Origin of the sequence: Photobacterium sp. GB-36 (genome assembly GCF_003026135.1) — a bacterium.
In the GTDB taxonomy this organism is placed as follows: domain Bacteria; phylum Pseudomonadota; class Gammaproteobacteria; order Enterobacterales; family Vibrionaceae; genus Photobacterium.
Map to the genome: position 1 here is coordinate 1 of NZ_PYNY01000010.1, position 13263 is coordinate 13263.

Sequence of the window (13263 nt, forward strand, 5' to 3'; positions counted from 1 at the left end):
CAAATAATAAGCAATACCCCGTGGTGGGGTTCCCGAGTGGCCAAAGGGAGCAGATTGTAAATCTGCCGGCACTGCCTTCGAAGGTTCGAATCCTTCCCCCACCACCATCTAATTTGAAAAGTTGTCGCCACTGACGTCTTTTCTGGCGAAAGCCAAATATAGCAATACCCCGTGGTGGGGTTCCCGAGTGGCCAAAGGGAGCAGATTGTAAATCTGCCGGCACTGCCTTCGAAGGTTCGAATCCTTCCCCCACCACCATCTAATTTGAAAAGCTGTCGTCACTGACATCTTTTCTGGCGAAAGCCAAATAATAAGCAATACCCCGTGGTGGGGTTCCCGAGTGGCCAAAGGGAGCAGATTGTAAATCTGCCGGCACTGCCTTCGAAGGTTCGAATCCTTCCCCCACCACCATCTAATTTGAAAAGTTGTCGTCACTGACGTCTTTTCTGGCAAAAGCCAAATATAGCAATACCCCGTGGTGGGGTTCCCGAGTGGCCAAAGGGAGCAGATTGTAAATCTGCCGGCACTGCCTTCGAAGGTTCGAATCCTTCCCCCACCACCATCATTTAAACCAGTAGCTCAGGCTGCTGGTTTTTTTCTATCTATACCTTTACTCCCTCTTAAATATTTCCCATCTAAGTTCTAAATTTGTACGTAAAAAAATTGCTATAATTTCATTATATGATTACTTTTATTCATGACATTTAATAATGAACAACATGCATATTAAATATCATAAACATCAATAATAACAATTAAATGGATAGTATATGGCTTTGGGTTTCACGGAATTAGAACAAGAAAAGTGGAACACCATAAAAGTACTCATCGTAGATGATCAGCTCTCTTCTGCTCAACTCGTTAAAAGTGTCTTAGATAAAATTGCGATCAAATCAATTGATATCGCGACCTGTTACCAACACGCTATTCAGTTATGCCAAACCCAGCGTTATGATCTTATTTTGTTTGATTTCCATCTTAATCAAAATATTAATGGTGGTGAGTTACTGTCTTTACTCAGACAGCAAAACCTTATTCGTTCAAATTGTGGAATCATCTTTTTTTCTGGAGATCACTCACCTGAAGTCATTTCAACCACAATGGGAATAGAGCCTGATTGTTTTCTTACCAAACCCATTAACGTCGGCACCTTAAAACAACGAGTGATCAGTGTCTATAAAGTTTGCTTACACAGAGAGCCAATATATCAAGCTTTAGACAAGCAAGATCATCAACAAGCAATACAGTTATGCCGGCATTTACTCCGAGAGCAAGGCCATAATCTGCATATAGAAACGCTTTTACTAGAGCTACTTATCGAAATAAAACAATGGCAGCAAGCAGAGCAATTATTACTTTTATTTAAGCAACGCTCTCAACACCATAAGTTATCATTGATTGAAGCAAAACTTGCGACAAAGAAAGGCTATCACCTCGAAGCGATTAACCGACTAAAACGGTTAATTAAGCATGTCCCTCTTTGTGTCTTTGCTTATGATGAACTAGCGTCCCTTTATCAACAAAATAACCAAGTCGATAAAGCTCAAGAAGTCGCCATGCAGGTACTCACCTTAACACCAACTATACCGCATCGAGCTTTAACTGTTGCTCAATTATCTGCAGATATGAATGATATTGATAACTTTCTGCAGGCAGGGAAAACATTAGCAACACATCTACCGATTATTGATAAGTTATGGCTAGTACACTTTGCTGAATATACCGCTATTTTCGAGCAAATTTACACAAACCAATTATCAAACCAGCATAACCATCGACTACACACTGCTATTAAAGATATCCATCACTTAGCTCAGCTAAGATTACAGGGTGAAAAAAAGCAACATTTAGACGCCTTCGCCAATATTGCACTGGCTCGTATCTACCACATAGATAAAAAGATCCAAAAATCCAAAAGGCGTTTACTAAAAGGATTAAGTCCATTTTTCGGTGTGATGCTTCAAGCTCCGTCAATAGTCATGATCGAAGCACTTCCTATGCTTATCAGTTATGGTGAAAGTCGTTTAATTGGAGAGGTATACCAAGTATTAATGACACGATCTGAACTTGATGAACACAGTCAGCACCGTTTAAATGAATTAAAAGAGAAACAGCTCATCATTGAAAATGTACGTTTACTTGTGAGCCATTTAGAAACAGCAAAAGCTAATTTGATACAAGATCCCAAACGAGCTGGTGCGCTATATCAAACGATTTTACATGATTACCCACAGTGTAGTGAGGCAATGCTTGGTTATTGTGAAAGTTTACTCAATCAAAAGGCTTACAATCACTCTGATATTCAAAAAAGCTTAAAACAACTAAAAACCATCGAGTTACCACAACCGTTAGCGGATTGGAGAAAATCCTTAATAGCGAAATTATCCTCTCCACAGGTCATATAATAACGACGGAAAATAAAAGCCTAACCTAAGTAGTTTCTAAACGAACACATACTACGTTAGGCTTTTTCGCATGACTCAATCGTCAATTAACGAATAAATCGGTTATAGATAAATAGCAGCACTAAAGCACCGACGGTGGAAATAATAATAGTACCAAGCAGACCCGACGCACCTATACCCAACAGTGAACCAAGGAAACCACCAGCAAAAGAACCAGCAATACCTAAGCCACATGTTGCAATCCAACCGCCACCATCATTTCCAGGCATCAACCATTTAGCGAGTGCACCTGCTATAAGGCCAACAATAATCCAAGTGATAATAGACATGATATTTTCCTTCGTCCGTGGCAGTAACAAGGTAATTACTGCACCATATTGATAAAAATACTTTTTAAAACAACATGTTTGAGTATTTCGTATTCATTCAGCATAGACCTGATAACTCACTCAGTACAAGTAAAGTACTCATTTTTTATCTCTTTTTATCATGACCTAAACTTCCAGCTAAAAATAGACTGTTATTAACAATCTAATATATTGATTTTTAATAACTATATTTCATCATCCCATTAATATTAAATTCTTCCTCAAAGCAATAAAACACTGATTTATTTATTTGACAGACTTACCACGAGGGGTATGTAAACAGATTGTTTAAATATATTTCAGAAAAAACAACATTATATTTAGCTATTCATCCCTTCTCGGTACCTAAAAAAATAAGTGATCTTCATCACAAACGCGTATCCGTGAGAGACTTAATATAATGACACTATTTGTATGATGTAAGAGCTAGATATGAACAGATTTGAAGGAAAAGTTGTCATTATCACAGGTGCGGGTAATGGTATGGGTAAAGCTGCGGCACACCGTTTTGCCTCTGAAGGCGCAATTGTCGTTCTAGCAGATCTTTATCAGGACGCACTAGATAAAGTACACAGTGAGCTAATTTCAGAAAAAACACTGTGTGTTAAAACCGATGTTTCAAATGAAGCTGAAGTAAAAAACCTTATTGATCAGACCATTAATAATTTCAATAAGATTGACATCTTAATCAATAATGCTGGCGTACATATTCCAGGCACAATATTAGACGGTAGCATTCAAGATTGGGAGAAGATCTCTAGCGTAAATATTAATGGTGCTATTTACTGCTCTAAATATGCATTACCTCACTTAATCAAAAGCAAAGGCTGCATTGTTAATAATGCCTCTGTTTCTGGTTTAGGTGCTGACTGGGGCGCAGCTTACTACTGCGTATCTAAAGGCGCTATTGTTAACTTAACTCGTGTACTTGCACTGGATTTTGGCCTACAAGGTGTGCGTGTTAACTCTGTATGCCCAAGCCTAGTGAAAACCAATATGACTAATGGCTGGCCGGAAGATATTCGTAATAAATTTAACGAACGTATTCCGCTTGGTCGTGCAGCAGAGCCTGAAGAAGTCGCAGCGGTAATGAGCTTCTTAGCAAGTGATGATGCCAGCTTTGTAAACGGTGTTAACCTACCTGTAGATGGTGGTGTTACCGCTTCTGACGGTCAACCTAAAATCGTTGCATAATCATAAATAACACCTACCGAAGGCGGCTCTTTATCTTTCTCGTCGCCTTCATTTATTCCTCTTACCTTCGCTTTATATCGATTAACCTCATCGTTTATTTAAAAGAAATAGGCTCTACCAGCGTTAAATATCTATGTTAGTATCTTTGCTTATCCGTAATTAAAAACTGACAGAAATCGGAATAAATGATGAAAGTTATCTCCTTCAATATCAATGGGCTACGCGCTCGCCTTCACCAACTTCAAGCCTTAATTGAAAAGCATCAGCCGGATGTGATCGGCTTACAAGAAATCAAAGTTCATGATGAAGCCTTCCCTTTAGCGGATGTTGAAGCGATGGGCTACAAAGTTTACTTCCATGGTCAAAAAGCCCATTACGGTGTTGCAATGCTATGTAAGCAAGAGCCAATTAGCGTACAAAAAGGGTTCCCAACCGATGATGAAGATGCCCAACGTCGAATGATCATGGCCACCTTTAAGCAAGACAATGGCAAGAACATCACTGTCATGAACGGTTATTTCCCACAGGGCGATAATATTAAGCACGAAACAAAATTTCCTGCAAAAGAGAAATTCTACGCTGATCTGATGAATTACCTAAATACGGCCCACACTAACGATGAAGAATTGATCGTGATGGGCGATATTAATATCAGCCCTACGGATTTAGATATCGGTATTGGTCCTGCTAATGCTAAACGCTGGCTAAAAACAGGTAAGTGCTCATTCCAACCAATTGAGCGTGAGTGGTTACAAACCTTGCTAGACTGGGGTTTTGTCGATACTTTCCGTCAACTTCACCCAACCGTCGATGATAAATACTCATGGTTTGACTACCGCTCGAAAGGCTTTGTTGATAACCGAGGTCTACGCATTGATGTTATTCTTGCCACACCATCACTGGCTGAGCGCTGCATTGAGTCCGATATCGACTACGAATTACGTGGTATCGAAAAACCCTCTGATCACGCACCTATTTGGTCAGTCTTTAAATAATTAATAAAAGGTGAGTTTCTACTCACCTTTTTTATCTTCACTCTACTTCACCACAAGGGACTAATTATGAAGTTGTTTGTATTTGATCATTGCCCTTTCTGCGTAAAAGCAATGATGATTGCGGGCTTAAAAAAAGCCGATATTGAATTGGTTTACCTACAAAACCACGATATTGATGCACGAATCGAAAAAGTAGGCGCTAACATGGTACCTATTTTACAAAAGCCAGATGGTAGCTATATGGCTGAGAGCCTAGATGTCGTCAAATTTATCGACAACAACGATGGCAGTCCTGTTTTAGCGACGGAAGTACATCAAGATGAATTAGTACAATGGGCTGAAGCAGCACGAGATTGTGTACCCTACCTACTCTACCCACGCTGGCTAAAAATAGATCTACCAGAGTTTCAGGTTGAAGAAGCAAAAACGTGGTTCTACAACAAAAAAACGCCAATGTTATCCGTCAGTTTTGAACAAGCTTTTGAAGACTCTTCGCACTACATTGAGCTGGCCAATAAAGCGCTGCAAACATTAGAATGGGTAACATTGCCTTCTGAGCGAAGCAACCAACTTAGCTATGATGATATTCATCTATTTCCAATGCTACGTAATTTAACTGTCGTGAAAGGGATCCAATACCCAACTCGCGTACGTCAATACATTGATGAAGTCGCAGCACTGACTTCAGTCCCACTTTATGATGATGTGGCGGTGTAAAAAAAGCGCTGATAAAACAAAAAGCTCAGCATCTATCATTAGCATGCTGAGCTTTTTCTATTCAACTTTATTAATCTGTTATTTCAGTTAATGGCTGTAAATGGCGTAAATACCGCGCTTCAAGTTTTTTAAATACCCAGATTATGACAAACGTCAGCACCATGTAACAAAGCCCAGCAAACAAGAAAGATTCAAACGGCGCGTAGTAACGAGAGTTTACAATTCTCGCGGCCCCTGTTAAATCAACAATCGTCACAATACCGGCAACGGCTGAGCCATGAACCATGAAGATCACTTCATTACTGTATGCAGGTAACGCTCGTCGTAATGCACTAGGAAGAATAATACGACGAAACGCTTGAAATGGGCCCATACCATAAGCTTTCGCCGCCTCTATCTCACCTTGCGGCATACTATTAATAGAGCCTCGAATAATTTCAGCGGTGTATGCGGCAGTATTTAAAATGAAAGCAACTAACGCACAGAACCATGCTTCTTGCCACATTGTGCCCTGAACATTGATAACTTGGCTTAATCCGTAATAAATAAGATAAAGCTGAATCAATAGCGGCGTACCACGAAAGAAATAAATATATGCCCAAGCTGGAAACGCAATAAATTTATTACTGCTATTTCGCATCATTCCTATGGGGATCGCGCAAATTAAACCGATCACTAGCGAAACGGTAACCATCCACACTGTAGTGTAAAAACCTTCTAGATAGATTTCCCAGCTTTCTGTAAAGATACTAAAGTCCATCGGCTCTACCTCGTCGGAATACTGTATTTACGCTCGGCCCAATTCAGTACCAAGGTGGAAATAGAGGTGAAGATCAAAAATACAACCGCAATAGTAAAATAGAAGGTAAACGGTTTTTGAGTGGTTCCTGCAGCCAATGCCCCTTTACGCACCATGTCATCTAAACCAATGATAGAAACCAGTGCGGTGGTTTTTAATAACACTAACCAGTTATTACCAAAGCCAGGTAAAGCATGACGGATCATTTGAGGCAGTAAAATTCGACGAAAGGATAAAAATGCACTCATGCCATAGGCTTTACCCGCTTCAAGTTCACCTTTATCTACCGCTAAGATCGCGCCTCTAAAGGTTTCTGCCATATAAGCACCAAAAATAAAGCCTATTGTCAGAACACCAGCAACAAAGGGGCTGATCTCGATATAATCAGGAAGGTAACTTGTCCATTCGTGGTTAGGATCAGATTGAGTAAAAGAATTATTCAACCATTCATTAATATTATACAAGCTATCATTAAGTAGCATTTGACCGCCGAAGAAAATCAGCATCATCAATACTAAATCAGGAATACCACGGATCACCGTGGTGTAAAGTGTGGCGATAGCACGCGCCCAACGGTAAGGTGAGAGTTTCGCTAAAGCGCCTAACATACCCAGTGTTGCTGCTAATAAAAGAGAAAGCAGTGCCACTTGTATTGTTATCATCGCCCCTTGAGCTAAAGACCATCCATATCCATATAAATCGAACAACGTCATACTCCTTCATTGTTCGAATAAGAGAGCACTTAGCTTAGCCCTTTGACGAACTCGCCAAACTAGAAGCTAGGTGCTCTTTATTCATTTATGACTTACTGACCGTAAACATCATATTTGAAATACTTATCAGCGATCTGCTTGTATTGACCGTTTTCACGCAGTGCAAGAATTGCTTCATCCAGTTTTTTGGTTAGATCTTTGTCTTGTTTACGCACGGCAATACCAAAACCTTCACCGAACCATTTAGGATCTGTTAATGATGGGCCGATAAATTCAAAACCTTCACCACCGTCTTTATTTAGCAAACCTTCTTCTAATGCTGATGCATCACCCAATACGCTAGCAATACGGCCGGCTTTTAAATCTAGGTAAGCTTCGTCAAATGAGCCATAACGAACGATTTCAACAGACTCTCCGAAATTATCCGTTAAGTATTTGTCATGAGTCGTTGCACGTTGAACACCAATTTTCACACCTTTAAGCCCTTCTTTAGTGAAGTCGAGCTCGGTACCTTTTTTGGCAACAAACTTGTTCGGGATAAGAGCATACTTACCAGTAAAGTCGATTTTCTTTTTACGCTCTTCGGTAATAGACATTGCAGCGATGATTGCATCGTATTTACGAGCAAGCAGTGATGGAATAATACCATCCCAATCTTGGGCTACAATTTTACATTTGACCTGCATTTGCGTACAAAGCGCGTTTGCCATATCCACATCAAAACCTTTCAGCTCACCGTTTGGCTCAGTCCAGCTAAAAGGAGGGTAAGCGCCTTCAATACCAAAACGCACTTCTTTCCACTCTTTTGCTTGTACTGCTGATGAACCCATCGCTGAAATTAATGTTGCGGCTAAAATCCATTTTTTCATATCGCTTCTCCTGCTACGTTTAATTGTTCACACCAAGCCATGCTGTGAACCTTGTACTATTTGTACGGTTATCTAATCACAGAGGGTTAGCCTCTATGTCTTAATCGATAACCCTAAGTTTAGTAAATAGACGAAATAAATTGCTGCAATCTTTCAGATTCAGGCTGGGTAAATAGCTTATCGGGATGACCTTGCTCTTCAACAAGGCCTTGGTGTAAGAACATCACGTGATTGGATACATCGCGAGCAAAAGCCATTTCATGAGTGACTACCAGCATGGTACGGCCTTCTTGCGCTAAATCTTGCATTACACCTAATACCTCACCCACCAATTCAGGATCTAAGGCCGATGTCGGTTCATCAAACAGCATCACTTCAGGATCAACAGCAAGGGCTCGCGCAATTGCTGCACGCTGCTGCTGACCACCAGATAAATGGGCTGGATAATAATTACGGCGTTCAAATAAGCCCACTTTTTTGAGTAAGGCTTCCGCTTTTTCAATCGCTTCTGCTTTAGGGACACCGAGCACATGTATCGGCGCTTCAATCACATTCTGTAATACTGTCATATGAGACCACAGATTAAATCCTTGAAATACCATGGCTAAACGGGCACGAATGCGTTGAACTTGTTTATCATCAACAGGTAAATATTCACCGCGACGATTATTGTGCATTTTAATCAATTCACCATTAACCCAAATTTCGCCTTGAGTAGGGGTTTCAAGTAAATTGACACAACGTAAAAAAGTACTCTTTCCTGAGCCTGATGAGCCAATAATCGAAACGACATCTCCTCTTCTTGCCGTCAGCGAAATACCTTTTAATACTTCATTGTCACCAAAAGATTTATGCAGGTTCTTAATTTCTAGCGCCACGTCATCCTTCATGTGCGCATACTCCTGTCCCTTTAGAAATCATCTACTACTCGTTTGCCAATTCTATAGCAAAGCACGACATTTCATTAAAAATCATCTTTTTTGAAAGTATCATCTGAAATTCATGATTGCAACATTTCATTAACCTAACCAACATATATCAAACAGCACCATAACCTGCCATTATACCCACATAAATAGCATAAATACTCAGTTCTGTTTTTATATTCATTTTTCTTATAAGCAGGAGAACAGCCTTTTTTGGGTGATATAAATGAAGGACAAAAGACTAACTGGTAAGATTTGAGCAATATTTTATTTTATGTCTATTTTATTGACTCAACATTGACGAAAAAATAGCGGATATCTTTATAGTATTTTTTAACAAGGTCGAGAATGCCATAAAATTCGCATTCTAATATTACTCTGCTATGTTTGTTTGAAGAATAAAAATGACTCAAATTTGCATATCCTTGTAAGTCATCATATTAATTATCTCGCCTTTTTTTTGTGACCTTTAACAATAAAAACAAAATGGCGTTACATTAAAAGAGGCTATTCATATTTTTCAGTAACAATTAAATTATTTTTGAATATATTGGTTTTATTTAATGTCTCACATACGTTAAATAAAACCCAAAAAAACAACAAACACATGATAAATAACAACTATTCTTTTTTGGTATTTAAAGATCAGCCAAATGTAATAAAATTACATTAAAATTTTCTTTAGTTTTATCAAAAAAATTATATCGTTAATTTTCAATAATTTACAATCATGAGAGATATAACAAAATGTCTAATTTTGTTATAAATTTTCACAGCAATGATCTAGGTCAAATATATGATGCGTCACCTTTGGTATTATCTCCTCAGCGAATTAAATCTCACTTCAACTCAATTAAAGAGCACCTGAGAAAATGGAAAATAATTCTTTCGACTCGTTAATGCCACCAGCAATGGCAAAAAAAGCTGAAGAAGTCGGTGTTTACAAAGCAACTAAGCACCCACTACAATCTTTCTTCTTAGCGATTACCGCTGGTGTATTCATCTCTATTGCATTTGTGTTCTACACAACGGTAACTACAGGTGCAGGCGATATGCCATGGGGTATGGCAAAATTCGTTGGTGCATTAGCATTCAGCCTTGGCCTTATTTTAGTCGTTATTTGCGGCGGCGAGCTTTTCACTTCTTCTGTTCTCATCACTGTTGCTCGCGCAAGTAATCGAATTACTACTGGTCAATTATTACGAAATTGGGTTGTTGTTTATGTTGGTAACTTCATCGGCGCGTCATTCTTCGTAATTTGCATTTGGCTAGCAAAACAACACCTTGGCGATAATGGCCAATGGGGTATTACCGCGATGAAAATAGCTCAGCACAAACTGCACCATACCTTCGGTCAAGCCGTAATACTTGGTATGTTATGTAACTTAATGGTGTGTCTAGCCGTATGGATGACATACTCTTGCCGAAGCGCAACAGATAAAATCATGGTTATGCTATTACCTGTTGCTATGTTTGTTGCTTGTGGTTTTGAGCACAGTATTGCAAATATGTTCATGATCCCAATGGGCATCGTTATCCATAACTTTGCATCGCCAGAATTTTGGACAATGACGGGCGTAGCCCCTTCACAGTTCGCAGATTTAACAGTTAACAATTTTATTATGAACAACTTAATTCCAGTCACTATAGGTAACATTATTGGTGGTGGTTTCTTAGTTGGTCTCACATACTGGGTTATTCATCGTCGTCCGGAACTTAACGGCAATAAAAAGCACTAAGTTCTAACGTCGGTAACAGGTATTTTTTTCTACTGAAATAGATAGATAGGTAGGTATACAATGGCAGAGCAATTTGCTGGATGGGAAGGCTTTACAGCTGGTGATTGGCAGAACGAAGTAAACGTTCGTGACTTTATCCAAAAGAACTACACTCCTTACGAGGGTGACGGCTCTTTCCTTGAAACAGAAGCAACTCCAGCTACAGCGAAACTTTGGGACGCTGTAATGGAAGGCATCAAACAGGAAAACGCGACTCACGCACCTGTTGATTTTGATACAGATGTTGCCTCTACTATCACTGCACATGATGCAGGTTACATTGAGAAAGAACTAGAAACTATTGTTGGTCTTCAAACTGACGCGCCTCTTAAGCGTGCTTTGATCCCTAACGGTGGTATCCGCATGATCGAAAATTCATGCAAAGTATACGGTCGTGAATTAGACCCTATGCTTAACAAGGTTTACTCTGAACTACGTAAAACACACAACCAAGGTGTTTTCGATGTTTACACGCCTTCAATCCTTAAGTGTCGTAAGTCTGGTGTTCTAACTGGTCTTCCTGATGCATACGGCCGTGGTCGTATCATTGGTGACTACCGCCGCGTAGCACTTTACGGTATTGATTACCTAATGAAGGAAAAACTAGCTCAATTCGCTTCTCTAGAAGAAGAGTTTTTGAATGGTGAAGACCTTCAGATGACGATGCAACGCCGTGAAGAAATTTGCGAACAGCACCGTGCACTTGGTCAAATCAAAGAGATGGCTGCTAAGTACGGTTGTGATATCTCACTTCCAGCTGTTACTGCACAAGAAGCTATCCAGTGGACTTACTTCGGCTACCTAGCTGCTGTTAAATCACAAAACGGTGCTGCAATGTCTCTAGGTCGTACTTCGACTTTCCTAGACATCTTCATCGAGCGTGATATCGCCGCTGGTAAGATCACTGAAGCACAAGCGCAAGAAATGATCGACCACTTCGTAATGAAACTACGTATGGTTCGTTTCCTACGTACGCCTGAGTACGATGAGCTATTCTCTGGCGACCCAATCTGGGCAACAGAATCAATGGGTGGTATGGGTCTTGACGGTCGTACACTAGTTACACGTACTAACTTCCGTTTCCTAAACAGCCTATACACTATGGGTCCTTCTCCAGAGCCAAACATCACTGTTCTTTGGTCTGAAAAACTACCTGTAGGCTTCAAGAAGTTCTGTGCGAAGGTATCTATCGATACATCTTCTATCCAGTACGAAAATGATGACCTAATGCGTCCAGACATGAACTCTGACGATTACGCAATCGCTTGTTGTGTATCTCCAATGGTTGTTGGTAAGCAAATGCAGTTCTTCGGTGCTCGTGCTAACCTTGCTAAGACTATGCTTTATGCAATCAACGGCGGTGTAGATGAGAAGCTTAAGATTCAAGTAGGTCCTAAGACTGAAAAAGTAACTGCTGAAGTTCTTGACTACACAGATACTATGGATCGCCTAGATCACTTCATGGATTGGTTAGCAACAACTTACGTTGCAGCACTTAACGCTATCCATTGGAGCCACGACAAGTACAGCTACGAAGCATCGCTAATGGCTCTACACGATCGTGACATCAAGCGTACAATGGCTTGTGGTATCGCTGGTCTTTCTGTTGCAGCTGACTCACTATCAGCTATCAAATACGCAAAAGTTAAACCAATCCGTGATGAAGACGGTATTGCAATCGACTTCGAAATCGAAGGCGACTACCCTAAATTCGGTAACAACGATGCTCGCGTAGATGACATCGCTTGTGACCTAGTTGAGCGCTTCATGAACAAGATCCGTACTCACAAAATGTACCGTGATGCGATCCCAACTCAGTCTATCCTAACTATCACATCTAACGTTGTGTACGGTAAGAAGACGGGTAACACACCAGACGGTCGTCGTGCAGGTGCTCCTTTCGCACCAGGTGCTAACCCAATGCACGGTCGTGATGAGAAAGGTGCTGTAGCATCTCTAACATCTGTAGGTAAACTACCATTTGCTCACGCTAAAGATGGTATTTCTTACACATTCTCTATCGTACCAAACGCGCTAGGTAAAGATCTTGATACTCAAGAAAACAACCTTGCAGGCCTAATGGATGGTTACTTCCACCATGAGTCTGGCATTGAAGGTGGTCAACACCTAAACGTTAACGTTCTTAACCGCGAAACGCTTGAAGACGCAGTTAAAAACCCAGAGAAATACCCACAGCTAACTATCCGTGTATCGGGTTACGCAGTGCGTTTTAACTCTCTAACGCCAGAGCAGCAAGCTGACGTTATCTCTCGTACTTTCACTGCATCTCTATAATATAGAGCGTACAGTTTAGTATGTAGGAAACTTGTTTCCTGATAAAAACCGGTCTTAATGGCCGGTTTTTTTATGTCTACATATCTTCCCCACAAGCCTCGCTATTGTTTATCGACTCAATGCAGATTTTTTAATAATTACAACATATCTATTACCAATAAAGTCATCTCTCCAAATTTTTATAAGTTAGCGATAAATTGACAC

At 40.2% G+C, this 13263-nt stretch carries 11 protein-coding genes and 4 tRNA genes; 10 read left to right on the forward strand and 5 right to left on the reverse strand.

Annotation, left to right across the window (positions count from 1 at the left end; translation table 11 throughout):
- Positions 1-22: 22 nt before the first annotated feature.
- The 5 genes from C9J46_RS10905 to C9J46_RS10925 all read left to right on the forward strand — a co-directional run bounded on the left by C9J46_RS10905 (position 23) and on the right by C9J46_RS10925 (position 2405).
- Positions 23-107 (forward strand) — tRNA-Tyr (locus tag C9J46_RS10905).
- A 66-nt stretch (positions 108-173) separates the two neighbouring features.
- Positions 174-258 (forward strand) — tRNA-Tyr (locus C9J46_RS10910).
- A 68-nt stretch (positions 259-326) separates the two neighbouring features.
- A tRNA-Tyr gene (locus tag C9J46_RS10915) sits at positions 327-411 on the forward strand.
- Positions 412-477: 66 nt separating this feature from the next.
- Positions 478-562: transfer RNA gene (locus tag C9J46_RS10920), tRNA-Tyr, on the forward strand.
- A 208-nt stretch (positions 563-770) separates the two neighbouring features.
- Complete coding sequence (locus C9J46_RS10925; protein WP_107290884.1) at positions 771-2405, forward strand: response regulator; 1635 nt, start codon at positions 771-773, stop codon at positions 2403-2405.
- An 86-nt stretch (positions 2406-2491) separates the two neighbouring features.
- Here C9J46_RS10925 and C9J46_RS10930 read toward each other — a convergent pair whose 3' ends face one another.
- Positions 2492-2734 carry a GlsB/YeaQ/YmgE family stress response membrane protein gene (locus tag C9J46_RS10930; protein ID WP_107206019.1) on the reverse strand — a complete coding sequence of 81 codons (243 nt, stop codon included), beginning with the start codon at positions 2732-2734 and terminating at the stop codon, positions 2492-2494.
- A gap of 471 nt (positions 2735-3205) precedes the next feature.
- Here C9J46_RS10930 and C9J46_RS10935 point away from each other — a divergent pair, with 471 nt between their 5' ends.
- The 3 genes from C9J46_RS10935 (at position 3206) to grxB (ending at position 5679) form a co-directional block, all read left to right on the forward strand.
- Positions 3206-3967: an SDR family NAD(P)-dependent oxidoreductase gene (locus tag C9J46_RS10935; RefSeq protein WP_107290885.1), complete on the forward strand. Its 762-nt coding sequence runs from the start codon at positions 3206-3208 to the stop codon at positions 3965-3967.
- Between the two features lie 188 nt (positions 3968-4155).
- Positions 4156-4962 (forward strand): exodeoxyribonuclease III, encoded by an 807-nt coding sequence (gene xthA, locus C9J46_RS10940; protein ID WP_107206017.1) that lies wholly within the window; start codon positions 4156-4158, stop codon positions 4960-4962.
- A 66-nt stretch (positions 4963-5028) separates the two neighbouring features.
- Positions 5029-5679, forward strand: coding sequence for a glutaredoxin 2 (gene grxB / locus C9J46_RS10945; RefSeq protein WP_107290886.1), 651 nt, complete (start codon positions 5029-5031; stop codon positions 5677-5679).
- A gap of 70 nt (positions 5680-5749) precedes the next feature.
- Here grxB and C9J46_RS10950 read toward each other — a convergent pair whose 3' ends face one another.
- The 4 genes from C9J46_RS10950 to C9J46_RS10965 form a co-directional block, all read right to left on the reverse strand.
- Complete coding sequence (locus C9J46_RS10950; RefSeq protein WP_107247385.1) at positions 5750-6439, reverse strand: ABC transporter permease; 690 nt, start codon at positions 6437-6439, stop codon at positions 5750-5752.
- A gap of 5 nt (positions 6440-6444) precedes the next feature.
- On the reverse strand, positions 6445-7185 hold the full coding sequence (locus C9J46_RS10955; protein WP_107206459.1) for an ABC transporter permease: 741 nt from the start codon (positions 7183-7185) through the stop codon (positions 6445-6447).
- Between the two features lie 98 nt (positions 7186-7283).
- The gene (locus C9J46_RS10960; RefSeq protein WP_107206014.1) at positions 7284-8060 is read right to left on the reverse strand and encodes an ABC transporter substrate-binding protein; all 777 of its coding nucleotides are present in this window, start codon (positions 8058-8060) and stop codon (positions 7284-7286) included.
- 119 nt (positions 8061-8179) lie between these two features.
- On the reverse strand, positions 8180-8950 hold the full coding sequence (locus C9J46_RS10965; protein WP_107206013.1) for an ABC transporter ATP-binding protein: 771 nt from the start codon (positions 8948-8950) through the stop codon (positions 8180-8182).
- A 908-nt stretch (positions 8951-9858) separates the two neighbouring features.
- On the opposite strand from C9J46_RS10965, the gene focA reads away from it, so the two are divergent.
- Together focA and pflB are read left to right on the forward strand one after the other, a co-directional pair.
- A complete protein-coding gene (focA, locus tag C9J46_RS10970) occupies positions 9859-10725 on the forward strand; it encodes a formate transporter FocA (RefSeq protein WP_107206012.1) in 867 nt (288 codons plus the stop codon).
- 60 nt (positions 10726-10785) lie between these two features.
- The gene (pflB, locus tag C9J46_RS10975) at positions 10786-13059 is read left to right on the forward strand and encodes a formate C-acetyltransferase (RefSeq protein ID WP_105059643.1); all 2274 of its coding nucleotides are present in this window, start codon (positions 10786-10788) and stop codon (positions 13057-13059) included.
- Positions 13060-13263 lie beyond the last annotated feature (204 nt).

What these genes read in the sequence shown, in the direction of transcription:
- C9J46_RS10965 (WP_107206013.1), bottom strand. Translation starts at nt 8,950, where the DNA reads ATGAAGGATGACGTGGCGCTAGAAATTAAGAACCTGCATAAATCTTTT.
- pflB (WP_105059643.1), top strand. Translation starts at nt 10,786, where the DNA reads ATGGCAGAGCAATTTGCTGGATGGGAAGGCTTTACAGCTGGTGATTGG.
- C9J46_RS10950 (WP_107247385.1), bottom strand. Translation starts at nt 6,439, where the DNA reads ATGGACTTTAGTATCTTTACAGAAAGCTGGGAAATCTATCTAGAAGGT.
- grxB (WP_107290886.1), top strand. Translation starts at nt 5,029, where the DNA reads ATGAAGTTGTTTGTATTTGATCATTGCCCTTTCTGCGTAAAAGCAATG.
- xthA (WP_107206017.1), top strand. Translation starts at nt 4,156, where the DNA reads ATGAAAGTTATCTCCTTCAATATCAATGGGCTACGCGCTCGCCTTCAC.
- C9J46_RS10935 (WP_107290885.1), top strand. Translation starts at nt 3,206, where the DNA reads ATGAACAGATTTGAAGGAAAAGTTGTCATTATCACAGGTGCGGGTAAT.
- C9J46_RS10925 (WP_107290884.1), top strand. Translation starts at nt 771, where the DNA reads ATGGCTTTGGGTTTCACGGAATTAGAACAAGAAAAGTGGAACACCATA.
- C9J46_RS10960 (WP_107206014.1), bottom strand. Translation starts at nt 8,060, where the DNA reads ATGAAAAAATGGATTTTAGCCGCAACATTAATTTCAGCGATGGGTTCA.
- C9J46_RS10930 (WP_107206019.1), bottom strand. Translation starts at nt 2,734, where the DNA reads ATGTCTATTATCACTTGGATTATTGTTGGCCTTATAGCAGGTGCACTC.
- focA (WP_107206012.1), top strand. Translation starts at nt 9,859, where the DNA reads ATGGAAAATAATTCTTTCGACTCGTTAATGCCACCAGCAATGGCAAAA.